Here is a 24,070-nt window from a genome sequence, read left to right on the forward strand (position 1 = left end):
AGAAGCTGCGCTTCGCCATCCGCGAGGGTGGCCGCACGGTGGGCGCCGGCGTCGTCGCCTCCATCATCGAGTGATCTCGACCCGGACGAAAAGTCCGCGGCCTGACGACAGGAGAGCGGCGCCCTTGGCGCCGCTCTTTTCGTTTGGCCCGGCGGTGGGCTGGCGGCACCTTCTCCTTCTTGCTGCGGTGCTTGCCGCCTTGCCGGGGGCTGGCGCGAAGGAGGCGTGTCCCGAGCGCCCGTCGTGCCAGGGCTGCGGCTGCAAGGGCGGGCCCGGATATCGCGGGCCGGATGGGCGCTGTGTCGGCTTCAAGAACTTGGCCAAGGTGTGCGGCGACCCACCGGAAACGCGCTGCGTCTTCGAGAACGCGCCGGGCACCGGAGCAAACCACGACTGCGCCCTCGGCGTCGCCCCACCGGCCGGAACCGGCGCGACCAAGCCCGAGGACTGACCCGCCGGCCGTTGGCTGCGTCCCGCCCTGGGGACAGCGCGCCAGCGCCCCCTTTACACGCGCGTCGCATACCACTACACACACCCGTCCGATGCGCTGGGTCACTCCCCGGCGCGGCGGAGTCTACCCTCGACGCCGGCGGGCCATGGCTCGCGCTTCGGGGTGCCGGCCTGATGCCGGGGCGACGCCTTCGGGTGACGCGCTCAGGCTATAGGAGTGTAGCTCAACTGGTTAGAGCACCGGTCTCCAAAACCGGGGGTTGGGGGTTCGAGTCCCTCCACTCCTGCCACTTCCCGGGGAAGCGGCAGGCACGGCAAGACGGCGGCACGGGGCGCGACGACGCAGCCCCAACCCCGCCCGAATGATCCCGTAGCAACGTCTCGCAAGAGCCGGCGCCGGCGGGGGAAGCGATTTCATGAGGCGGCGTTCGTGCCGCGGCGAAGAGGGAGCGGGCGCCGGACGGGCCGGAGCTGCCCACCTCAAGGTACAGGCGGCGAAGAGCGCTATGGCGAAGAACAGTCCTGTCGAGTTCTATCAGCAGGTCCGCGCCGAAACGGCGAAGGTCACCTGGCCGACCCGGCGCGAGACGCTGATCACCACGGCCATGGTGTTCGTGATGGTATTCCTTGCCTCCATCTTCTTTCTCGTCGTCGATCAGATCCTGCGCTTCGGCGTGTCGACCCTCCTGACCCTCGGGCACTGAGCGGAAAGGAAGGCATCATGGCAAAGCGCTGGTACATCGTTCACGCCTATTCCAACTTCGAGAAGAAGGTGGCCGACTCGATCCGCGAGCAGGCCGATCAGCGCGGGCTGACTGACCTGTTCGAGCAGATCCTCGTGCCCACCGAGAAGGTGGTGGAGGTGCGTCGCGGCCGGAAGGTGGACGCCGAGCGCAAGTTCTTCCCCGGCTACGTGCTGGTGAAGATGGACCTCACCGACGAGGCCTTCCATCTCATCAAGAACACGCCGAAGGTCACCGGCTTCCTGGGCGCCGACAACAAGCCCATGCCCATCTCCGAATCCGAGGCCATGCGCATCCTGCAGCAGGTCCAGGAAGGCATCGAGCGGCCCAAGCCCTCCATCACCTTCGAGGTGGGCGAGACGGTGAAGGTGGCCGACGGCCCGTTCGCCTCGTTCAACGGCATCGTGGAAGAGGTGGACGAGAGCCGCTCGCGCGTGAAGGTGGCGGTGTCCATCTTCGGCCGCGCGACGCCGGTGGAACTGGAATTCGCTCAGGTCGAGAAGGTCTGAGCCGAACGGGCGGCGTTCGCGCCGCCTGAAGTGGTGCCGTGCCGCAGGGCAGGGCGCCGGCGTGGGAGGGGAGGGAGCGTCTCGCCAAGCGCTCCCAAATCCGCACCACGCGATCCCGCCCGCCAGCCTCCGAGGGGGTGAGCGGCGCATTTTGGGAGTTGTGCAATGGCGAAGAAAATTACGGGTTACGTCAAGCTGCAGGTGCCTGCCGGCAGCGCCAATCCGGCCCCGCCGATTGGTCCCGCGCTCGGTCAGCGCGGCCTGAACATCATGGAATTCTGCAAGGCGTTCAACGCCCAGACCGCGCAGCTCGAAAAGGGCATGCCGATCCCGGTGGTGATCACCGCCTACCAGGACCGCTCCTTCACCTTCGAGCTGAAGACCCCGCCGGTCTCCTACTTCCTGAAGAAGGCCGCCGGCCTCGAGACCAAGAAGAAGCCCGGCTCCGGCTCCAAGACGCCCGGCAAGGGCACCTTCGTGGGCAAGGTCACCCGCGCCCAGCTCTCGGAGATCGCCGAGAAGAAGATGAAGGATCTGAACTGCGAGACCGTCGAGGCCGCCGTCCAGATGATCGAAGGTTCGGCCCGTTCCATGGGTCTGCAGGTTCAGGGGTGAGCGCCATGGCGAAGCAAGGCAAGCGCATCCGCGCCGTCAACGAAGGCATTGACCACGTCAAGCTCTATCCCCTCGACGAGGCCCTGGCGCTCCTGAAGGAGCGCACCACGGCCAAGTTCGACGAGACCATCGAGGTCGCGCTGAACCTCGGCGTGGATCCCCGCCATGCGGACCAGATGGTCCGCGGCGTGTGCAACCTGCCCAACGGCTCGGGTCGTACCGTGCGCGTGGCGGTGTTCGCCCGTGGCGCCAAGGCCGACGAGGCCAAGGCGGCGGGTGCCGACATCGTGGGCGCCGAGGATCTCCTCGAGACCATCCAGGGCGGCACCATCGAGTTCGATCGCTGCATCGCCACCCCGGACCTGATGCCGCTGGTCGGTCGTCTCGGCAAGATCCTGGGCCCGCGTGGCCTGATGCCGAACCCGAAGGTCGGCACCGTGACCATGGACGTGAAGGGCGCCGTCGCCGCTGCCAAGGGCGGCGCGGTGGAGTTCCGCGTCGAGAAGGCCGGCATCATCCATGGCGGCATCGGCAAGGCCTCGTTCCCGGCCGACAAGCTGGCCGAGAACATCCGCGCCTTCGTGGACGCGGTGGTGAAGGCCAAGCCGGCGGGCGCCAAGGGCACCTACCTGCAGCGCGTGGCGGTGTCCTCCACCATGGGCCCCGGCATCAAGGTGGAACCGGCGACCGTTCAGACCGCCTGATATCCGCGACGCTCGAGCGTTTTTGAAAGGCCGGGCCTCGTGCCCGGCCTTTTGCGTTGCAGGAGGTTTCATTGCCCCGCTGTTAACGTGGTGTCATCTTCCGGCAGGGCAGGCCTGCGTTCTGAGCGGTTCTGCTGCACCGCAACAAGGTCTATCTTTCTCTCAAATGCTGCGTCGCAGCTGATGTTCCGCATGGCGGAAGGAGAAGGAAAATGTACGCGCTCTACACCCTTTGGGTTGCCCTCCGCAGCTTCTTCGCCGGTGAAGTCCTGCGCCGCCGCGTGATCGACGAACTCGCCTCCCTGAGCGACCGCGACCTGTCCGACATGGGCGTCAGCCGCTCCGACATCCGCCGTCTCGCCCGCGAGTCTGCCGAGGAGGCCATGCGCCCCGCCGCGCAGCCCACCTCTCGCCCCGCGACGCTTTCGGGCTCGGTGCGCACCGCCTGAGGCCGGGCCGCCAAGTCCGTTAGGTTTTGGCCAGCAAGGGAAATCCGACTTCGCGCCGCATCCGGCGCGGAGCGCTTTGGACGCCTCATGCAAAAAGTGCGCAAAAGGCGTGACAAGAGGCGCGGGACCCTATATATGGGCTGTTTCCGGACGGCTTGCCGTTCGGTACCAAGTATCTGTAGCTTTCACCCTAGACGGGGTGAAAGGGCTGGGAGGGTTCGCCCGCCCGGCCTAATCGTCTGTTAGATATCTGTTTCGGCGGCTCTCGGGTCGCCTTGGCGGATGCCGATAGGCGATAGTCCTGTCCGAGACTGCCGGCGCCCTGATGTTCGCTCAAATCGGCGAACGATCAAGGCTTAATTCTCGCACCCGCCTCGCCGAGGTGGGCTTCGGAGAGCCAGCATAGACGGGGAAGACCGGAGTTTTGCCTCCGCCGGCCTGGGTCGCCAAGACCGTGTGCCGCGGGGATGAAGATCGGTTCGGAACCAGCGCCTTGCGCTTCGCGACACGGTTATCCGTGCCCGGATCAAGAGGGGACAGGGCATGAGAGCGTCGCGGATCGCGGCCTTCATGTCGCTTTCGACAGGTTGGTCGCGGCACGCGGCAAGGCGCAACCGGCGGGATCTCGAGCCCCATTCGGGGTGAGGGTGCCGCCACAGGCTTAAAGAGAGCCAGACGTGGATCGAGCGCAAAAACAAGAGCTCGTCACGACGCTCACGGATGTGTTCAAGAACACCTCCGTCGTCGTGGTCGCCCACTATTCCGGCCTCACCGTTGCCCAGCTGTCGCGCCTGCGTCGGCAGATGAAGGCAAGCGGTGCGACCGTGAAGGTGGCCAAGAACCGCCTCGCCAAGATCGCTCTGGAAGGCTCCGACGTCGCCCATGTGTCGTCCCTGCTCAAGGGACCGACCCTGATCGCCTATTCCAGCGATCCGGTGGCGGCGCCGAAGGTGGCCGTCGATTTCGCCAAGACGAATGACAAGTTCGTGATCCTCGGCGGAGCGATGGGCACTACGGCCCTGAACGTGGACGGAGTGAAGGCGCTTGCGACCCTTCCGTCCCTGGACGAACTGCGTGCCAAGCTCGTCGGCCTTATCCAGGCCCCGGCGACCAAGATCGCGCAGGTCACCACCGCGCCGGCAGCCAAGCTCGCCCGCGTGTTCGGGGCCTATGCCAAGCAGGACGAAGCTGCGTGAGGACCAGGCCGCATCAGGCGGCCTGATCTCGCAAATCCAAAATCCGAACCTATCTTAAGGACTATTCCCATGGCTGACCTGACCAAGCTCGTCGACGAGCTCTCCTCCCTGACCGTTCTCGAGGCCGCCGAGCTGGCGAAGCTGCTCGAGGAGAAGTGGGGCGTTTCCGCCGCCGCCGCCGTGGCCGTTGCCGCTGCCCCGGCCGCTGCCGCCGCCGCCGTCGAAGAGCAGACCGAGTTCAATGTGATCCTCGTCGCCGCTGGCGAGAAGAAGATCGAAGTCATCAAGGAAGTGCGCGCCATCACCGGCCTGGGCCTCAAGGAAGCCAAGGACCTGGTGGAAGGCGCTCCCAAGCCCGTCAAGGAAGCCGTTTCCAAGGACGAGGCCGAGAAGCTCAAGGCCCAGCTCGAGAAGGCTGGCGCCAAGGTCGAGCTCAAGTGAGCTTTTGACGTTCAGGGTCCCGGCTCCGGCCGGGACCTTGTCCATAGCATCGCTCCCGTGCTTTCGGGGGCGGTGCATCGGAGACGACGGTTCTCCCGGCAGCCGGTGCGGGCAACGCCCCGCGGCTGCCGGGAGAGCCGTCATAATGCTGAAGAGGGATGGCTTTTGCCCCCACCTCTTCGGGTTTGACGGTGGTGAGGTTCCGGTGCCGGCGCGGCGTGCCCTTGTCTCTATCGAGGCGAAGGGTGCCGGCTCCAGGGGGACCAGGACGGACGAGGATCGAGATGGCGCAAACGTTCACCGGTCGTAAGCGGATCCGCAAGTTCTTCGGCAAGATCAAGGAAGTGGCCGAGATGCCGAACCTCATCGAGGTTCAGAAGGCGTCCTACGACCAGTTCCTCCAGATCGAGGAACCCAAGGGCGGACGCGACGACGACGGCCTGCAGGCGGTGTTCAAGTCGGTGTTCCCCATCTCCGACTTCTCCGGCGCCTCCATGCTGGAGTTCGTGCGCTACGAGTTCGAGCCGCCCAAGTATGACGTGGACGAGTGCCGCCAGCGCGGCATGACGTTCGCTGCGCCGCTCAAGGTGACCCTGCGCCTCATCGTGTTCGATGTGGATCCCGATACCGGCGCCAAGTCGGTGAAGGACATCAAGGAGCAGGACGTCTACACCGGCGACATCCCGCTCATGACCATGAACGGCACGTTCATCGTCAACGGCACCGAGCGCGTCATCGTCTCCCAGATGCACCGTTCGCCGGGCGTGTTCTTCGACCACGACAAGGGCAAGACCCACTCCTCGGGCAAGCTTTTGTTCGCCGCCCGCATCATCCCCTACCGCGGCTCCTGGCTCGACATCGAGTTCGACGCCAAGGACATCGTGTTCGCGCGCATCGACCGGCGCCGGAAGATTCCGGTGACGAGCCTGCTCTATGCCCTCGGCCTCGACAACGAGGAAATCCTGGCGACCTTCTACGAGAAGATCCCCTTCACGCGGGAGAAGGGCGGCTGGCGCATGCCGTTCGATCCCAAGCGCATGAAGGGCTACAAGGCCGTCGCCGACCTCGTCGACGCCGACACCGGCGAAGTCGTGCTCGAAGCCGGCAAGAAGCTGACCGTGCGCGCCGGCCGCCAGCTCGCCGAGAAGGGCCTCAAGGCCCTCAAGATCTCCAACGAGGAGATGATCGGCCAGTACATCGCCGAAGACCTGGTGGACCTCGCCTCGGGCGAGATCCACGCCGAGGCGGGCGAGGAAATCACCGAGAAGACGCTGAAGCTGCTCGAAGAGACCGGCTACAACGAAATCCCGGTGCTGGACATCGACCACGTCAACACCGGCGCCTATATCCGCAACACGCTGACCGCCGACAAGAACGTGACCCGCGAGGACGCGCTCTTCGACATCTACCGCGTGATGCGCCCGGGCGAGCCGCCGACCATCGATTCGGCGCAGGCCATGTTCCACTCGCTGTTCTTCGACAGCGAGCGCTACGACCTGTCCGCGGTCGGCCGCGTGAAGATGAACATGCGCCTCGACCTCGACTGCCCCGACACCGTGCGGGTGCTGCGCCGCGACGACATCCTCTCCGTCATCCGTACGCTGGTGGAACTGCGCGACGGCAAGGGCGAGATCGACGACATCGACCACCTGGGCAACCGCCGGGTGCGCTCGGTGGGCGAGCTCATGGAGAACCAGTACCGCGTCGGCCTGCTGCGCATGGAGCGCGCCATCAAGGAACGCATGTCCTCCGTGGACATCGACACCGTGATGCCGCAGGACCTGATCAACGCCAAGCCGGTGGCGGCGGCGGTGCGCGAGTTCTTCGGCTCGTCCCAGCTCTCGCAGTTCATGGACCAGACCAACCCGCTGTCGGAGATCACCCACAAGCGCCGCCTCTCGGCGCTTGGCCCGGGCGGCCTGACCCGTGAGCGCGCCGGCTTCGAGGTGCGCGACGTGCACCCGACCCACTACGGCCGCATCTGCCCCATCGAGACGCCGGAAGGCCCGAACATCGGCCTCATCAACTCGCTGGCGACCTTCGCCCGCGTGAACAAGTACGGCTTCATCGAGGCGCCCTACCGCCGCGTGGTGGACTCGAAGGTCACCGACGAGGTGGTCTATCTCTCCGCTATGGAGGAGGGGAAGTATTACGTCGCGCAGGCTAATATCCCGCTCGACAAGGATGGCCGCTTCGAGGAAGACCTCATCGTCTGCCGCCATGCGGGCGACGTGCTCCTGGTCGCTCCCGACCGCGTCGACTTCATGGACGTGTCCCCCAAGCAGCTGGTCTCGGTGGCCGCGGCGCTGATCCCGTTCCTCGAGAACGACGACGCCAACCGCGCGCTCATGGGCTCCAACATGCAGCGCCAGGCGGTGCCGCTGGTGCGCTCGCAGGCGCCGCTGGTGGGCACCGGCATGGAAGCCGTGGTGGCCCGGGACTCGGGCGCCGCCATCGCCGCCCGCCGCACCGGCGTCATCGACCAGGTGGACGCCACCCGTATCGTCATCCGTGCTACGGAAGAGGCCGATCCGTCCAAGTCGGGCGTCGACATCTACCGGCTGATGAAGTTCCAGCGCTCCAACCAGTCCACCTGCATCAACCAGCGTCCGCTGGTGCGCGTGGGTGACCAGGTGAAGAAGGGCGACATCATCGCCGACGGTCCCTCGACCGAGCTCGGCGAGCTGGCGCTCGGCCGGAACGTGCTCGTCGCGTTCATGCCGTGGAACGGCTACAACTTCGAAGATTCGATCCTGCTCTCGGAGAACATCGCCAAGGAAGACGTGTTCACCTCGATCCACATCGAGGAATTCGAGGCGATGGCCCGCGACACCAAGCTCGGGCCGGAGGAAATCACCCGCGACATTCCCAACGTCTCGGAAGAGGCGCTGAAGAATCTCGACGAGGCGGGCATCGTCTACATCGGTGCGGAAGTGCGCGCCGGCGACATCCTCGTGGGCAAGATCACGCCCAAGGGCGAAAGCCCGATGACGCCGGAAGAAAAGCTGCTGCGCGCCATCTTCGGCGAGAAGGCCGCCGACGTGCGCGACACCTCGCTGCGCCTGCCGCCCGGCACCACCGGTACCATCGTGGAAGTGCGCGTGTTCAACCGCCACGGCGTGGACAAGGACGAGCGCGCGCTCGCCATCGAGCGCGAGGAGATCGAGCGCCTCGCCAAGGACCGCGACGACGAGCAGGCGATCCTCGACCGCAACGTCTACGGCCGCCTGATCGAGATCCTCGACGGCAAGACCGCCATCGCCGGCCCCAAGGGCTTCCGGAAGGAGACCGTGGTCACCCGCGAGATCCTCACCGAGTATCCGCGCTCGCAGTGGTGGCTGTTCGCGGTGGCCGACGACGCCATCATGGCGGAGCTGGAAGCCATCCGCGCCCAGTACGACGACTCTAAGAAGCGTCTGGAGCAGCGGTTCCTCGACAAGGTCGAGAAGCTGCAGCGCGGCGACGAGCTGCCCCCCGGCGTGATGAAGATGGTCAAGGTCTTCGTCGCGGTGAAGCGCAAGATCCAGCCCGGCGACAAGATGGCCGGCCGCCACGGCAACAAGGGCGTGGTCTCGCGCATCGTGCCCGTGGAGGACATGCCGTTCCTGGAGGACGGCACCAACGTGGACATCGTGCTGAACCCGCTGGGCGTGCCCTCGCGCATGAATGTGGGCCAGATCCTGGAGACGCACCTGGGCTGGGCCTGCGCGGGCCTCGGCCGGCAGGTGGCCGCGGCGATGGAAGCCTATTACGGTAAGCAGGACCTCAAGCCCCTGCGCGATCGCCTCGAGACCATCTACGGTCGTGAGGAGATCGACCAGCTCAAGGACGGGGAACTGCCCGAGCTGGGCGAGAACCTGCGCAAGGGCGTGCCCATGGCCACCCCGGTCTTCGACGGGGCGCACGAGGCCGACATCGAGCAGCAGCTGGAGAAGGCAGGCCTCGACGCCTCCGGCCAGTCCACGCTCTATGACGGGCGCACCGGCGAGCCGTTCGATCGTAAGGTCACGGTGGGCTACATCTACATGCTGAAGCTCCACCACCTGGTCGACGACAAGATCCACGCCCGTTCCATCGGCCCCTACTCGCTGGTCACCCAGCAGCCCCTGGGCGGCAAGGCGCAGTTCGGCGGCCAGCGCTTCGGCGAAATGGAGGTGTGGGCCCTCGAAGCCTACGGCGCGGCCTACACCCTGCAGGAGATGCTGACGGTGAAGTCCGACGACGTGGCCGGCCGCACCAAGGTCTATGAGGCCATCGTGCGCGGCGAGGACACGTTCGAGAGCGGCATTCCGGAGAGCTTCAACGTGCTCGTGAAGGAAATGCGCTCGCTCGGCCTCAACGTCGACCTCGAAAACACCTGACGGGATCGCGCGGCCCAGTTGGGCCGCGCCTGCCGCCCCGTCCTCAAGGACTACATCCGCGCATCGCGGACCGCCTGACCGGCGCATCGGCCGGTCAGGGTCGAAGATAAAGGCCCACTTCGTTTGGGAGCCAGCTCATGAACCAGGAAGTCCTGAACGTCTTCAATCCGACCGTTCCGGCCCCGGCCTTCAACCAGATCCGCATCACCATTGCGAGCCCGGACAAGATCAAGTCCTGGTCGTACGGCGAGATCAAGAAGCCGGAAACCATCAACTACCGCACGTTCAAGCCCGAGCGTGACGGCTTGTTCTGCGCGCGCATCTTCGGTCCCATCAAGGACTACGAGTGCCTGTGCGGCAAGTACAAGCGGATGAAGTACAAGGGCATCATCTGCGAGAAGTGCGGCGTCGAGGTCACCTTGTCGCGCGTGCGCCGCGAGCGCATGGGCCACATCGAGCTTGCGGCCCCGGTGGCGCACATCTGGTTCCTGAAGTCCCTGCCGAGCCGCATCGGCCTTCTGCTCGACATGACGCTGAAGGATCTCGAGCGGATCCTGTACTTCGAATATTTCGTCGTCATCGAGCCCGGCACCACCAAGCTCAAGTACCGTCAGCTCCTCTCGGAGGACGAGTACCTGCGCGCCCAGGACGAGTTCGGCGAGACCAACTTCACCGCCATGATCGGCGCCGAGGCCATCCGCGAGATCCTGCGCGGCATGGACCTCGACAAGATCGCCGCCGACCTGCGGGTGGAGATCTCCGAGGCTACCACCGAGCTGAAGCCCAAGAAGCTCGCCAAGCGCCTGAAGATCGTGGAGGCCTTCCAGCTCTCCGGCAACAAGCCGGAATGGATGATCCTCACCCACGTCCCGGTCATCCCGCCGGACCTGCGTCCGCTGGTGCCCCTCGACGGCGGCCGCTTCGCGACCTCGGATCTCAACGACCTCTACCGCCGCGTCATCAACCGCAACAACCGCCTGAAGCGGCTGATCGAGCTGCGCGCGCCGGACATCATCATCCGCAACGAGAAGCGCATGCTTCAGGAAGCGGTTGACGCGCTGTTCGATAACGGCCGCCGCGGCCGCGTCATCACCGGTGCCAACAAGCGTCCGCTCAAGTCCCTCGCCGACATGCTGAAGGGCAAGCAGGGCCGGTTCCGCCAGAACCTGCTCGGCAAGCGCGTGGACTATTCCGGTCGTTCGGTGATCGTGGTGGGTCCCGAGCTGAAGCTGCACCAGTGCGGCCTGCCCAAGAAGATGGCGCTGGAGCTGTTCAAGCCCTTCATCTATTCGCGCCTCGACGCCAAGGGCCACTCGGCCACGGTGAAGCAGGCCAAGAAGCTGGTGGAGAAGGAGCGTCCCGAGGTGTGGGACATCCTCGACGAGGTGATCCGCGAGCACCCGGTGATGCTGAACCGCGCGCCGACACTCCACCGCCTCGGCATCCAGGCATTCGAGCCGGTGCTCATCGAAGGCAAGGCGATCCAGCTGCATCCGCTGGTCTGCTCGGCCTTCAACGCCGACTTCGACGGTGACCAGATGGCCGTCCACGTCCCGCTCTCGCTGGAAGCCCAGCTGGAAGCGCGCGTGCTGATGATGTCCACCAACAACATCCTGCACCCGGCGAACGGTCAGCCCATCATCGTGCCGTCGCAGGACATCGTGCTTGGCCTCTACTACCTCTCCATCATGAAGGAGAAGGAGCCGGGCGAGGGGATGATGTTCGCCAACATGGCGGAGATCGACCACGCGCTGAACGCCAAGGCGATCACGCTCGCCACCAAGATCCGCGGCCGCTACATCGGCGTGGACGCGGAGGGCAAGCAGTATTCCAAGATCTATGAGACCTCTCCGGGCCGCATGAAGATCGGCGAGCTGCTGCCTAAGCATCCGAAGCTGTCCTACGACGTCGTCAACAAGCTGATGACGAAGAAGGAAATCTCCAACATGATCGATGCCGTGTACCGGCACTGCGGTCAGAAGGAGAGTGTGATCTTCTGCGACCGCATCATGGCGCTCGGCTTCTACAACGCGTTCCGCGCCGGCATCTCGTTCGGCAAGGACGACATGGTGGTGCCGAAGAAGAAGTGGGAGCTGGTCGAGGAGACCCGCGCCCTCACCAAGGAATACGAGCAGCAGTACAATGACGGCCTGATCACCCAGGGCGAGAAGTACAACAAGGTCGTGGACGCCTGGGGCAAGTGCTCCGATCGCGTCGCTGAGGAGATGATGAAGGAAATCTCTTCGGTCAAGAAGGACCCGAAGACCGGCCGCGAGAAGCAGATCAACTCGATCTACATGATGAGCCACTCCGGAGCGCGTGGGTCGCCCGCTCAGATGAAGCAGCTTGCCGGCATGCGCGGCCTCATGGCCAAGCCGTCGGGCGAGATCATCGAGAGCCCGATCATCTCGAACTTCAAGGAAGGCCTGACCGTGATGGAGTACTTCAACTCCACCCACGGCGCGCGTAAGGGCTTGGCCGACACCGCCTTGAAGACCGCCAACTCGGGTTACCTCACCCGCCGCCTCGTGGACGTGGCGCAGGATTCCATCATCACCGAGCGCGATTGCGGCTCGGAGAAGGGGATCCACATGCGCGCCATCATCGACGCGGGCCAGGTGGTGGCCTCGCTCGCCTCGCGCGTCCTCGGCCGCACCGCGGCGGAAGACATCGTGGAGCCGGCCACCGGCAATGTCATCGTGCCCCGCGGCACCATGATCGAGGAGTGGCATGTCGAGCGGATCAACAAGTCCGGCATCCAGGAAATCAAGATCCGCTCGGTCCTGACCTGCGAGACCCGGAACGGCGTGTGCGGCACCTGCTACGGGCGTGACCTCGCCCGCGGCACTCCCGTGAACATGGGCGAGGCGGTGGGCGTCATCGCCGCCCAGTCCATCGGCGAGCCGGGCACCCAGCTGACCATGCGCACCTTCCACATCGGCGGCGCGGCGACCCTCGCCGACTCCTCTTATGTGGAAAGCAACTTCGAGGGCATCGTCCGCATCCGCAACCGCAACGTGGCGCGGAACTCGGAAGGCGACCTCGTGGTCATGGCCCGCAACCTGGCGGTGGTCATCGTCGACGTGGACGGCACCGAGCGCGCGGTGAACCGCGTGCAGTACGGCGCCCGCCTCAAGGTGGACGAGGGCGACACCATCAAGCGCGGCCAGCGCATCGCCGAGTGGGACCCCTACACCCGTCCCATCCTTTCCGAGGTGGACGGCATCGTGGCCTTCGAGGACCTGACGGAGGGTTCCTCCATGAACGAGACGGTCGACGAGTCGACCGGCATCGCCAAGCGCGTGGTGACGGATTCGCGTTCCGGCCGGGGGCCGGAGCTGCGTCCCGCCATCCTCATCAAGGGCAAGGACGGCAAGATCATCAAGCTGCCCCGCGGCGGCGATGCCCGCTATGCCCTGCCGGTGGAGGCCATCATCTCGGTGGACCCGAACCAGTCCCTCAAGGCCGGCGACGCGGTGGCCCGCGTGCCCATGGAGAGCGCCAAGACCCGCGACATCACGGGCGGCCTGCCGCGCGTGGCGGAGCTGTTCGAGGCGCGGCGTCCCAAGGATGCGGCGATCATCGCCGAGATCTCGGGCACCATCCGCTTCGGCCGCGACTACAAGAACAAGCGCCGGCTCTCCATCGAGCCGCCGGACGGCGGGGATGCGGTGGAATACCTGATCCCGAAGGGCAAGCACATCCATCTCCAGGACGGCGACGTGGTGGAGAAGGGCGACTTCATCGTCGACGGCAATCCTGCGCCGCACGACATTCTGGCGATCAAGGGCGTGGAAGAGCTTGCGGCCTTCCTCGTCAACGAGATCCAGGAGGTCTACCGGCTCCAGGGCGTGCACATCAACGACAAGCACATCGAGGTGATTGTCCGGAACATGCTCCAGAAGGTCGAGATCGACGACAGCGGCGAGACCGACTTCCTGGACGGCGAGCAGGTGGACCGCATCGAGTTCATCGAGGCGAACGAGAAGGCCGCGGAAGAGGCGAAGAAGCCCGCCACCGGCCATCCCGTGCTGCTGGGCATCACCAAGGCGTCGCTGCAGACGCGCTCCTTCTTCTCGGCGGCCTCGTTCCAGGAGACCACCCGCGTCCTCACCGAGGCGGCGGTCAACGGCAAGGTGGATCCGCTGGAAGGCCTGAAGGAGAACGTCATCGTCGGCCGTCTCATCCCGGCCGGCACCGGCGCCCAGATGGCGCGCCTGCGCACCATCGCCAACAGCCGCGACGACCTCATCGTCGCGACCCGTGACGAGCAGAGCGAGGGCCATCCCCTGGTGCAGGGCCCCGCCGACGCGGCGGAGTGAGCGCCGGGCGACAGCCTGACGGAACAGGGAAAGGCCGCCTTCGGGCGGCCTTTTCTTTTGGGGGTCGGGCGGGAGCGCGGATGCGTTTCCACGCGCGTTGCGTTTCGCTGGCGGGACTGGAGGCTGGTCGGCGGTGGCGGCCGGATTGGGCCCGCCTCCCTATGCCTTCCTCAAGCATAGGGCTTGTGCAGGCCGCGCCGGTCTGCCTTGTGCCTCGCCGTCTCGGCGGCGCGTCCGGCCCATGTTTGCGATCTGAAAAGCCGATCCTGTCGGACCACAGCGGCTCCGTTTCCTCCGGATGCCGAAGCGCCCTCGGGCCTCTCGGGTCGCAAAAGAAAGGGCCGCCCGGGCGGTTCTGCCCGGGCGGCCCTTGTGCTCTTTCCTCCGCCGCCCGGCCGGGCGGCACGCCCTCACTTCAGCAGGTCATGGACCAGCATGGAGGTCTCGGGCACCAGGGTCACGATCATCAGCGTCACCCACAGGGCCAGCATGAACGGCCAGATCGACCGCACCACCTGGGACACCGACACCTCGCCGATGGCGCAGCCGAGGTAGAAGGCGGCGCCCACGGGCGGCGTATTGAGGCCGATGGTGGAGTTGAGCAGCACGATGATGCCGAACTGCACCGGGTCCATGCCGTAATGCTGCACGATGGGCAGGAAGATGGGCGTGCACACCAGGATATGCGCCGCCATGTCCAGGAAGATGCCGAACAGGAACAGCGCGATATTCACCAGGATGAAGATCACCCACGGGCGCGTGCTGATGCTGGACAGCGCGTCGCCCACCATGTCGGCGATGCCGTAGATGCTCATGAGATAGCCGAACATGGTGGAGATGCCGATCAGCAGCAGCACGATGCCGGTGGTCTTGGCGGCCTTCGCCGCCGCCATGAGGAAGTGTTGCCAGGTGAGGCTGCGGTAGACCAGGGTGGTGAGCAGCAGGGCGTAGCCCACCGCCACCGCGCCCGCCTCGGCGGCGGTGAACACACCCGACAGGATGCCGCCGACGATGATCACCACGATGAACAGTCCCGGCAGCGCCGCCGCGAGGCTTAGCCACACTTCGCCCCAGCCGGTGAACGGGCTGCTGGGATAGCCGCGGGAGCGCGCCACGAAATAGGCGGCCAGAAGGTTGGCGATGGTGAGCATGGCGGCGGGGACGGCGCCGGCCATGATCAGCGAGCTCATGGAGACGGCGCCGCCGGCCGCGAGCGAATAGATGATCATGTTGTGGCTGGTGGGCATCAGCGCGCCCACGAGCGACGAATAGGTGGTGACGTTCACCGCATAGTCGGCGTCGATCCCCTCCTTTTTCATGAGCGGGATCAGCGCCGAGCCCATGGCCGACACATCGGCCACCGGCGAGCCGGAAATGCCGCCGAACATGGTGCAGGCCACCACGTTGGTCATGCCGAGTCCGCCGCGCACATGGCCCACCAGCGCCTTCGAGCAGCGGATGATGCGGTGGGCCACGCCGCCATACATCATCAGTTCGCCGGTCAGGATGAAGAACGGGATGGTGAGGAAGGCGAAGACATTCATGCCCGACGCCATCCGCTGGAACACCACCGCGAGCGGCAGGCCTTCGTAAAGCACGGTGGCGATGGAGGAGAGGCCGATGGCGAACACCACCGGCATGCCGATGAGCAGCGTCGCGATGAAGGTAACGACAAGAATGATCAGTGCCATGACGCAACCACCTTGATATTCAATAGAGTTGCGACGATGCGCTCCACTGCGAACATGCTGATGAGGACCCCGCCGATCGCGAGCGGGATGTAGGACCAGGCCTGCGAGATGGGCAGGCCCGGATTGACATAGGCCCACATCTCGTCGGCCAGGATCGCGCCGCCCCAGGCCATGCACAGGCCGAATATGATCATGCCCAGATAGACCACGATCAGCCCGGCCTTGCGGATCGGCGGCGGCGCCAGGATCAGGATGGATTCGACGCCGATGTGCCTGTCGTCGCGCACGCCCACGGCGGCGGCAAAGCAGGTGACATAGAGCACGAGCACGAGGGCGAAGATCTCGGTCCAGGCCGGCGAGTCGTTCAGCACGTAACGGCCGAAGATCTGGTAGAGCACCGAAACGGTGATCAGCATCAGCCCCGCCACCGAGAGCTTGAGGCAGATGCGCGACAGGAAGGCGTGGACGGCGAAATAGGTGCCGAGCCATCCCGTGGTGTTCAGGGTCGTGCGGCCTTGCGGGGCCAATGGGTCAGTGGGCGGGGGGGCGTCCATGGCGTGTCCTCCGGGAAGGGGTCCTCGCGGTGCCTCGTGCCCGGCCGCCTTCGGCTGCACCGCTTCAGGTGCGGTGCAGCCGGCGGGATGCGCCGAGGCAGCGGCGGCTTATTGGGCCGCCTTGATGCGCGTGATCATGTCCTTGAGCTTGGGATCGGTGACGAACTGGTCGTAGAGCGGCTGCACCGCGGCCTGGAACGGCGCCTTGTCGATGGTGATGACCTCGACGCCGGCCTTCTCCACCTTCTCCCGGGACGAGATTTCCATGGCGTCCCACAGCTGGCGCATGTAGCCGACCGAATTCTTGGCCGCCTTGCGCACCTGGGCCTGCTCCTCGGGCGTGAAGCTGTCGAACACGCGCTTGGAGATCAGCAGCACTTCCGGCGCCATGGAGTGCTCGCTCAGGCTATAGTTCTTGGCCGCCTCGTAGTGGTGGAAGTTGTCATAGCTCGGCCAGTTGTTTTCCGCGCCGTCGATGAGGCCGCTCTTGAGGCCGGTGAAGACCTCGCCGGCGGGCATGGGCGTCGCGTTGGCGCCGAGCAGCTTCATCATGGACACCCAGATGTCGGACTGCTGCACCCGGATCTTCTTGCCCTTCAGGTCCTCCAGCTTGCGGATGGGCGTGGTGGCATAGAAGGAGCGGGCGCCGGAATCGTAGAAGGCGAGGCCCACGAGGCCGTGGGAGGCGCAATCGGCCAGGATCTCGTCGCCGATGGGCCCGTCGAGCACCGCGCGCATGTGCGCCTTGTCGCGGAACAGGAAGGGCAGGACCGGGACGGTCATGGCCGGGCACACGGTGTTGAGCGTGCCGGAATTGATGCGGATGAAGTCCAGCGCGCCGAGCTTCACCTGCTCGATGGTGTCCTTCTCGCTGCCGAGCTGCGAGTTCGGGAACACCTTGACGGAGATCTTGCCGTTGGTCTCCTTGTTCAGCTCGTCGCTCATGGACTGGACGGCCTTGACCGTCGGATAGTCCGCGGGCTGCACGTCGGCGGAGCGGTACTGCCGCGCCTGTGCCGAAAGCGGCGCCAGAGCGATCACCGAAGTCATCGCCGCGGCGACATAGAGCGCCAATCCCTTCATGTCTTCCTCCCTGTCCGTATTTGCTGGATCTCGGTGTTTTGAACTTGGGTCGCCGGGGCTAGATGCGGGCCCCGGCGGGTGTGTTTGCGGCTGGGGCGGCCTCGAAGACCGGCAGGGCGAACAGCGCCTGCGGGTTGTCGACCAGCGCGCGGGTGCGGGCCGCCTCGTCCGGCAGCCAGCCGAGGATGGTGTCGGCGAGCACGGCATCGTCGGGATAGTCGGCGGTGGTCTTTGCCAGGTTGTGGGGCCAGTTGGTGCCCCACACGATGCGCTCCGGCGCGTAGGCTCCGATCACGCGGGCGACCGCCGCGATATCCTCGAACAGGGGCGCGCCCTGGGTTGAGGATTCATAGCAGCCGGCGAACTTGAAGAAGGCGCGCCCGGTGTCGAGCAGCGCTTTCACGGCGTCCACCTCGGGGCCGTCGGGGCGGATGCCGCCGAAGAACTTGCCGTGGTGGTCGAGCACCCAGCGCGATTTCAGCGCCAACAGGCGCGGCAGGTGATCGAGGATGCGGCTGCCGTCGAACTGGACCGCCAGCATCCAGCCCATGGATGCGGCGCGCGCATCCACCGCTTCCAGTGCGTCGAGGCCCACCGCACCGCCGGGCAGGTCCATGATGCGGGCGCCCACGATCCCGGCGTCGGCGAGCCGCTGCAACTGCGCATCCGGGGTGCCTGCATCGATGACCGCGACGCCGCGCGCGCAATCCCCCATCTCGGCGAGGCAGGCGAGAAGATTGCCGTTGTCGCGCTGGTGGGCGTTGCCCTGGGTGATGATGACCCGGTCGATGCCGAGCCACGCCATCACCTGCCGATACTGCGCCGCATCGGGCAGGGCACCCGCCGGCAGGCCGGGGCCGCCGGGCAGCGCAGGGAAGCCGGGCAGATACATGTGCATCTGCGTGTCCACCGCACCCGGCGGGAAGGGCGGAACGGGCGGGCGGCCCGACAGCTTGCGCTCCAGCATGTCAGGCCTCCCTCGGACGAAATTCGGCGAGCGCGTCGCGGTTGATCTCGATGCCGAGGCCCGGCCCGTCCGGAATGGCGACGACGCCCTTCACATGCTCCAGCGGCGTCTGCACCACCGCCTGGCGGAACGGATTGTGGGTGCGGTCGAATTCGAGGATGGGCTCGATGGGGCGGGTGCGCACCGGGTTCGGCACCATGGCGGCCATGAATTGCAGGGCGGCGGCGATCTGCACCGCCGTGCCCCACACGTGCGGCACCACGCGCACCCCGTGGAGCGCGGCAAGGTCGGCCACGCGCTTGGCCTCGGTGAAGCCACCGACGCCGCACAGGTCCGGCTGGATGATGTCTACCGCCCGGGTCTCGATGGGCTCGCGCATGCCCCAGCGGGTGTGCCAGGTCTCGCCGCCGGCCACGGGGATGGGCTGGCCGGCCTTCACCGCCCGGTAGGCGGCAAGCTGCTCCGGCACCACCGGTTCCTCGAACCAGTCGACGCCATAGTCCGCCGCCCGGTTGCCGAACTCGATGGCTTCCAGCGCGTCATAGCCGTGGTTGGCATCCACCATCAGGCGCATGTCCGGCCCCACCGCCTCGCGCACGGCCTTGAGCACCTTCAGGTCGGCGTCCACGCCGAAGCCGATCTTGATCTTGGCGGCGTGGAAGCCGGCGGCGGCATGGGTCGCCATCTCGGTGGCATTGTCGGCGACGCGGTCCACGCCATCCCGCACGAAGCTGCCGGTGGCGTAGGCGCGCACGCTCTCGCGGAAGCGACCGCCGAGGAGGGTCGCCACCGACACGCCGAAATGCTTGCCCTTGATGTCCCATAGCGCGATGTCGATGCCGGACAGCGCGGTGATGGTGAGGCCGCGCTGGCCCTGGTCGCGCAGGGCGTTGTAGAGGGTCGCCCAGATCTTCTCGGTTTCCAGAGGATCGGCGCCGACGAGCCAGTTGGCATAGGCCGCCACCACCGCCGCATTGGGCCGCGCCGGGCCGAGGCATTCGCCCCAGCCCGTTGTCCCGTCGTCGCACACGATCTCGACCAGCACGTGGGTGCGGCGGTCGAAGCGCATGGATGCGCTCTCGAACGGCACGTCGAGCCGATGGTCGAGGAGGTGGGTGTGGACGGCCGCGATTTTCATGGGCGTTGCCTGCTCACCTTTTCCAGATCACCTTTTCCAGATCACCGCTTCCAGGTGCCGATGAGGGCGTCGAGCATGGCTTCTTCCTCGAGGGTGAGGTCGTCGAGGGGCGCGCGCACCGGGCCGGCGGCGAAGCCCTGGAGCCGCACGCCGGCCTTGATGGCGGACACCGCATAGCCCTTGCGGCGGTTGCGGATGGCCATGAAGGGATAGAAGAAATCCCGCAGCAGCCGCTCGCAGGTCAGCCGGTCGCCGGCGCGCAGGGCCTTGTAGAACTCCACCGCGAGGCCGGGCACGAAGTTGAACACCGCCGAGGAATAGGTGGTGAAGCCGGCGCCGAGATAGGCTTCGGCGAACAGTTCCGCCGTGGGCATGCCGCCGAGATAGATCAGCCGGTCGCCCATGGTAGCCGTGATCTGGCGCACGAGGCCGATCTGCCCGGTGCCGTCCTTGAAGCCCACGAGGTTGGGGCAGGCGTCGCACAGGCGCGCCAGGGTCTCGACCCCGAGGACGGAATTGTCGCGGTTGTAGACCATCACGCCGATGCCGACGGCGTCGCAGATCTGCTTGACCAGCGCGTAGAGGCCTTCCTGCGGGGCATCGATGAGATAGTGCGGTAGCAGCAGCAGGCCGTCCGCGCCGGCCTTCTCGGCCGCCTTCGCGATCTCGACGCCCACCACCGAGCCAAAGCCACAGCCGGCGACGATGGCGGTCTTGCCCGCCGCCTCCTTGGCCGCGGAAACGATGCCGGGAATCTCGGACGGCGCGAGCGAGAAGAACTCGCCGGTGCCGCCGGCGGCGAACAGCACGGGCGCATCATAGCCCGCCAGCCATTCGATATGCTGCTTGTAGCTCTCCGCGTTGAAGCGGCCATCCGCATCAAAATGCGTGACCGGGAACGACAGGAGGCCCGAGCCGAGCGCGGTCTTTATGTCCTGCGGGTTCATCACGGCTCCTCTGCCATATAACCAGGGCAGAGTTGTCATACATGTGTGCCGATAATGCGTCAACAACTTATATTACATGTTTGCGCCGGGTCTGCAGCAGCGTGCGATAGCGCGCCTGGCTGCCGCGCAGGTGGACGCGCATGGCCTCCCGTGCCGCATCCTCGTCGCCGCGGGAGATGGCCACGACGATGCGCTGGTGCTCCTCGTCGATCATCTTGATGTAGGAGGATACGCGCTCCACGCTCTGGCCTTCGCCTTCCAGCACCGCGCGGGGAATGGCGTCGCGGCCGATCATGGCGAGGAATTCGCGGAAACGCGGGTTATTGGTGGCGTCCGCGATGGCGAGGTGCAGGGCAAGGTCCGCCTCCACCGTGGAGCGACCTTCCTCCAGCGCGGTCCGCACCGCGAAATGCCGCTCGAAGATCACTTCTTCCTGGGCCGGGGAGCGGCGCGCAGCGGCGAGCCCGGCGGCTTCCACCTCCACGCCGGTGCGCAGCTCCAGCAGCTCAATGGTGGAGGAAACGCGTGCGCCATCAACATTCTGGAAGGACAGGAGCGGGGTGGTGGTGGCATGGTCGAGCACGAACACGCCCGCGCCCTGGCGTGCTTCCACCAGCCCGTCCGAACGCAGGGCCGCCACCGCCTCGCGCACCACGGTGCGGCTGACGCCATGGGCCTGGGTGAGCTGGGCTTCGCTGGGCAGCTTGGCGCCGGGCGGAAACTCGCCGGACAGGATCATCTGGCGCAGCGTATCGCTGATCTGGGCCACAAGCGTCCCGCTCGCACGCCCACTCGGCGCGTGGGGGCCTGCGTGGGGACCTGCCGCGGCACCCCCATGAGCAGCCCTCTGGGCGGCGGACTTCAGGCGACTGCGCACCCGCTTCTCCCTTGCTGATTCCGGCCTGCCGATATGGCCCCGGCCATGGTGGCGAGTTCCATACATGTCTGTCAAGTTCGGCCGAATATTGACCCGAACATCCGCACATGTATGATGACTTGTCTTTCCTAGCCGGATGCGGGCGCCAAGAGACCCAGCCAAGAGGTTCAAATGCTGAAACGACTCCTGCTCACGGGCGCCGCCGGTGGGCTCGGGCGGGCCATCCGCCCGCATCTTGCGCGGTTTGCGGAGACCGTGCGGGTCTCAGACATCACTGACCTCGGCCCCGCGGCCCCCCACGAGGAGGCGGTGCGCTGCGACCTCTCCGATGCGGCGGCGGTGCGCGAGCTGGTTTCGGGCTGCGACGGCATCGTGCATCTGGGTGGCATCTCGGTGGAGGATAAATTCTCGAAGATCGTGGGGGCCAACATCGTCGGCCTCTACAATCTCTATGAAGCGGCGCGGGCGCAGGGCCAGCCGCGCATCCTGTTCGCCTCCTCCAACCACACCATCGGCTTCTACCGCCAGGACGAGCACCTTGATGCCACCGTCCCGCTCCGGCCGGACGGGCTCTACGGCGTCTCCAAATGCTTCGGCGAGGCGCTGGCCCGCATGTATTTCGAGAAGTTCGGGCAGGAAACGGCGCTGGTGCGGATCGGCAGCTGCATGGAGAAGCCCACCAATTTCCGCATGCTGTCCACCTGGATGTCCTACGAGGACTTCCTCGCCCTCATCGGCTGCATCTTCCGCGTCCCGCGGCTCGGCTGCCCGGTGATCTGGGGGATGTCGGACAACGATGCCAAGTGGTGGGACAATAGCGCCGTCTCCTATCTCGGCTGGACGCCGCGCGACAATGCCGAGCGCTTCCGCGCCGAGCTTGAGGCCAGCCTGCCGCGACCGGCGCCCGACGCGCCCATGGCCCTTTATCAGGGTGGCCAGTTCACCCAGGATCCGATTTTCGAGGAGAAGTGAGATGGACGCGACCCCTGACGGCGGCCACCTGATCGCCGGGGCCTTCGTGGCCGGCGGCCCCGCTTTCGAGAGCGCGCCGGTGTCCGGCACGCCGCGCCGCTTCTTCTCGGCGACCGAGGTGGAGGTGGATGCCGCCGCGCGCGCGGCGGAAGACGCCTTCGCGTCGTTCGGCTGGTCCACCCGCAAGACGCGGGCGGACTTCCTCGACGCCATCGCCACCGAGATGGAGGCGCGCGGCACCGACATCACCGCCATTGCGCAGGAGGAGACCGGCCTGCCGGCGCCCCGCCTCGCCGGGGAGCTGGCGCGCACCACCGGGCAGTTGCGCCTGTTCGCCCGCCACATCCTCGCCGGCGCCTATCTGGACCGGCGCCGCGACGTGGCCCTGCCGGATCGCCAGCCCCTGCCGCGCCCGGACATCCGGCTGATGGAACGGCCCATCGGGCCGGTGGCGGTGTTCGGAGCCTCCAATTTCCCGCTCGCCTTCTCGGTAGCGGGGGGCGACACCGCCTCCGCCCTCGCGGCCGGCTGCCCGGTGGTGGTGAAGGGCCATCCGGCCCATCCCGGCACCAGCCAGAAGGTGGCCGAAGCCATCGACGCCGCGCGCGCCGCGCTCGGCCTTCACCCCGGCGTGTTCGGCCTGCTCCAGTCCTTCACGGTGGAGGGGGGCACCGCGCTGGTGCGCCATCCGCTCATCAAGGCGGTAGGGTTCACCGGCAGTCTCGGCGCGGGGCGTGCCCTGTTCGACCTGTGCGCTGCCCGCCCGGAGCCGATCCCGTTTTTCGGTGAGCTGGGCTCGGTCAATCCCATGTTCCTCCTGCCGGCGGCGCTGAAGGCGCGCGGCGGTGCGCTGGGCGCGGGCTGGGCCGGGTCGCTGTCTCTGGGCGTCGGCCAGTTCTGCACCAATCCCGGCATCGCCTTCGCGGTCGACGGGCCGGACACGGACGCCTTCCTTGCCGCGACGCAGGCGGGGCTGGGGCAGGTTGCGCCGCAGCCTATGCTGACCGACGGCATCGCCGCTGCCTTCCGCCGGGGGCGGGATCATGTGGCGCAGGCGCCTGCCGTGCGGTGTGCGCTGAAGGCAGATGCTGATGGGCGCAACGGCGCGCCGGCCCTGTTCGAGACCACGGGCGCCGCCTTCCGCGCCGATTCAAGCCTTGCCCACGAGGTGTTCGGGCCGCTCGGCATCCTCGTCCGGGTCGAGGATAGGGAGGAGATGGTCGCGCTCGCGGCGGGGCTGGAGGGCCAGCTCACCGCCACCCTCCAGATGGATGCGGACGACACGCCGCTGGCCAAGCGGCTCATGCCCATCCTGGAGCGCAAGGCGGGCCGGGTGCTGGCCAACGGCTTTCCCACCGGGGTCGAGGTCTGCGATGCCATGGTGCATGGCGGGCCCTATCCCGCGTCCACCAATTTCGGCGCCACCTCGGTGGGGACGATGGCGATCCGCCGCTTCCTGCGGCCGGTGAGCTACCAGAACCTGCCTGACGCGCTGCTGCCGGCGGACCTGCTGGAAGAGGAGGCCTGAGCGGCCCCGTCTCGAAAGCTCAGAGCGCGACGGTGAACGGGGTGATGTCGGCGAAGTCCTCGTCGTCCGGGCCGAAGTCGCGCCACATGAAGATGGCGAACGGGGCAGGGGCCTCCAGCACCGTGAGCGGGGCGTGCCACACGCCCGGCCTCAGGGTGATGCCCTGGCCGGGGCCGGGCAGGAAGGCCACGGCGGCGGCAAGGTCCGGCGAACCGTCCGCGGCGTCCGGCGCCACCACCACCAGCCATGGGGTGGCCGCCATGGGCACGAAGCTCTGCGAGGTGAGCCGGTGTCGCTCGATGATGGTGACCGGCACCGGCCGCGCCAGGCTGGGCGCGGCGAGGATGAGGGAGAGGCTCGCCGGCGTCTGCGGCTTGAGGCTCGCCAGCGCGCCGTCGAAATAGGTGCGCGTCCCCACCTCCTGCGGCACGCGCAGCACGTCGCCGAAGGGCGCGAAAGACTCCGCCGTCAAAGCCCGCGCCGTCAGCGGGCGGGCGTGGAGGGGGGAGGGGGCACAGCTCAC

21 protein-coding genes and 1 tRNA gene are annotated in these 24,070 nt (G+C 66.8%); 14 read left to right on the forward strand and 8 right to left on the reverse strand.

Annotation, left to right across the window (positions count from 1 at the left end; all coding sequences use genetic code 11):
- The 12 genes from FZ033_RS23030 to rpoC form a co-directional block, all read left to right on the forward strand.
- Positions 1-74: EF-Tu C-terminal domain-related protein (locus FZ033_RS23030; RefSeq protein ID WP_139285976.1), on the forward strand; the 74-nt coding region annotated here is incomplete at its 5' end.
- Positions 75-124: 50 nt separating this feature from the next.
- A complete protein-coding gene (locus FZ033_RS23035; protein WP_232847630.1) occupies positions 125-451 on the forward strand; it encodes a hypothetical protein in 327 nt (108 codons plus the stop codon).
- Between the two features lie 212 nt (positions 452-663).
- Positions 664-740 (forward strand) — tRNA-Trp (locus FZ033_RS23040).
- A 216-nt stretch (positions 741-956) separates the two neighbouring features.
- A complete protein-coding gene (gene secE, locus FZ033_RS23045; protein WP_149578403.1) occupies positions 957-1,154 on the forward strand; it encodes a preprotein translocase subunit SecE in 198 nt (65 codons plus the stop codon).
- 17 nt (positions 1,155-1,171) lie between these two features.
- Positions 1,172-1,702 carry a transcription termination/antitermination protein NusG gene (gene nusG / locus FZ033_RS23050; RefSeq protein ID WP_012115334.1) on the forward strand — a complete coding sequence of 177 codons (531 nt, stop codon included), beginning with the start codon at positions 1,172-1,174 and terminating at the stop codon, positions 1,700-1,702.
- 165 nt (positions 1,703-1,867) lie between these two features.
- The gene (gene rplK, locus FZ033_RS23055) at positions 1,868-2,317 is read left to right on the forward strand and encodes a 50S ribosomal protein L11 (protein ID WP_012115335.1); all 450 of its coding nucleotides are present in this window, start codon (positions 1,868-1,870) and stop codon (positions 2,315-2,317) included.
- A 5-nt stretch (positions 2,318-2,322) separates the two neighbouring features.
- Positions 2,323-3,021, forward strand: coding sequence for a 50S ribosomal protein L1 (gene rplA / locus FZ033_RS23060; protein WP_149578404.1), 699 nt, complete (start codon positions 2,323-2,325; stop codon positions 3,019-3,021).
- Positions 3,022-3,233: 212 nt separating this feature from the next.
- A complete protein-coding gene (locus FZ033_RS24645; protein WP_149578405.1) occupies positions 3,234-3,470 on the forward strand; it encodes a DUF1127 domain-containing protein in 237 nt (78 codons plus the stop codon).
- A gap of 677 nt (positions 3,471-4,147) precedes the next feature.
- Entirely contained in the window at positions 4,148-4,666 is a 519-nt protein-coding gene (gene rplJ / locus FZ033_RS23070; RefSeq protein WP_149578406.1) for a 50S ribosomal protein L10, read from the forward strand.
- Between the two features lie 69 nt (positions 4,667-4,735).
- Entirely contained in the window at positions 4,736-5,107 is a 372-nt protein-coding gene (rplL, locus tag FZ033_RS23075) for a 50S ribosomal protein L7/L12 (RefSeq protein WP_149578407.1), read from the forward strand.
- A 284-nt stretch (positions 5,108-5,391) separates the two neighbouring features.
- Positions 5,392-9,468: a DNA-directed RNA polymerase subunit beta gene (rpoB, locus tag FZ033_RS23080; RefSeq protein ID WP_149578408.1), complete on the forward strand. Its 4,077-nt coding sequence runs from the start codon at positions 5,392-5,394 to the stop codon at positions 9,466-9,468.
- Between the two features lie 137 nt (positions 9,469-9,605).
- Complete coding sequence (rpoC, locus tag FZ033_RS23085) at positions 9,606-13,790, forward strand: DNA-directed RNA polymerase subunit beta' (protein ID WP_149578409.1); 4,185 nt, start codon at positions 9,606-9,608, stop codon at positions 13,788-13,790.
- 410 nt (positions 13,791-14,200) lie between these two features.
- Here rpoC and FZ033_RS23090 read toward each other — a convergent pair whose 3' ends face one another.
- The 7 genes from FZ033_RS23090 to FZ033_RS23120 form a co-directional block, all read right to left on the reverse strand.
- On the reverse strand, positions 14,201-15,481 hold the full coding sequence (locus tag FZ033_RS23090; RefSeq protein WP_149578410.1) for a TRAP transporter large permease: 1,281 nt from the start codon (positions 15,479-15,481) through the stop codon (positions 14,201-14,203).
- Entirely contained in the window at positions 15,472-16,035 is a 564-nt protein-coding gene (locus FZ033_RS23095; RefSeq protein WP_149578411.1) for a TRAP transporter small permease, read from the reverse strand. The genes FZ033_RS23090 and FZ033_RS23095 overlap by 10 nt, the downstream gene beginning before the upstream one ends.
- 108 nt (positions 16,036-16,143) lie before the next feature.
- Positions 16,144-17,118 (reverse strand): TRAP transporter substrate-binding protein, encoded by a 975-nt coding sequence (locus tag FZ033_RS23100; protein ID WP_149578412.1) that lies wholly within the window; start codon positions 17,116-17,118, stop codon positions 16,144-16,146.
- Between the two features lie 58 nt (positions 17,119-17,176).
- Positions 17,177-18,085, reverse strand: a complete 909-nt coding sequence (locus FZ033_RS23105) for an amidohydrolase family protein (protein ID WP_149578413.1) — start codon at positions 18,083-18,085, stop codon at positions 17,177-17,179.
- Between the two features lies 1 nt (position 18,086).
- On the reverse strand, positions 18,087-19,223 hold the full coding sequence (locus FZ033_RS23110) for a mandelate racemase/muconate lactonizing enzyme family protein (RefSeq protein WP_149578414.1): 1,137 nt from the start codon (positions 19,221-19,223) through the stop codon (positions 18,087-18,089).
- A 41-nt stretch (positions 19,224-19,264) separates the two neighbouring features.
- A complete protein-coding gene (gene kdgD, locus FZ033_RS23115; protein ID WP_149578415.1) occupies positions 19,265-20,170 on the reverse strand; it encodes a 5-dehydro-4-deoxyglucarate dehydratase in 906 nt (301 codons plus the stop codon).
- A 67-nt stretch (positions 20,171-20,237) separates the two neighbouring features.
- Positions 20,238-21,113 (reverse strand): FadR/GntR family transcriptional regulator, encoded by an 876-nt coding sequence (locus FZ033_RS23120; protein ID WP_232847631.1) that lies wholly within the window; start codon positions 21,111-21,113, stop codon positions 20,238-20,240.
- A gap of 108 nt (positions 21,114-21,221) precedes the next feature.
- Between FZ033_RS23120 and FZ033_RS23125 the strand changes: the two genes are divergently transcribed.
- Together FZ033_RS23125 and FZ033_RS23130 are read left to right on the forward strand one after the other, a co-directional pair.
- A complete protein-coding gene (locus FZ033_RS23125; protein WP_149578448.1) occupies positions 21,222-22,019 on the forward strand; it encodes an NAD-dependent epimerase/dehydratase family protein in 798 nt (265 codons plus the stop codon).
- Between the two features lies 1 nt (position 22,020).
- On the forward strand, positions 22,021-23,547 hold the full coding sequence (locus FZ033_RS23130; protein WP_149578417.1) for an aldehyde dehydrogenase (NADP(+)): 1,527 nt from the start codon (positions 22,021-22,023) through the stop codon (positions 23,545-23,547).
- Between the two features lie 19 nt (positions 23,548-23,566).
- On the opposite strand, the gene FZ033_RS23135 is transcribed toward FZ033_RS23130, so the two are convergent.
- Positions 23,567-24,070 carry an ureidoglycolate lyase gene (locus tag FZ033_RS23135; RefSeq protein WP_188079657.1) on the reverse strand — a complete coding sequence of 168 codons (504 nt, stop codon included), beginning with the start codon at positions 24,068-24,070 and terminating at the stop codon, positions 23,567-23,569.

Source organism: Xanthobacter oligotrophicus (assembly GCF_008364685.1).
GTDB lineage: Bacteria > Pseudomonadota > Alphaproteobacteria > Rhizobiales > Xanthobacteraceae > Xanthobacter > Xanthobacter oligotrophicus.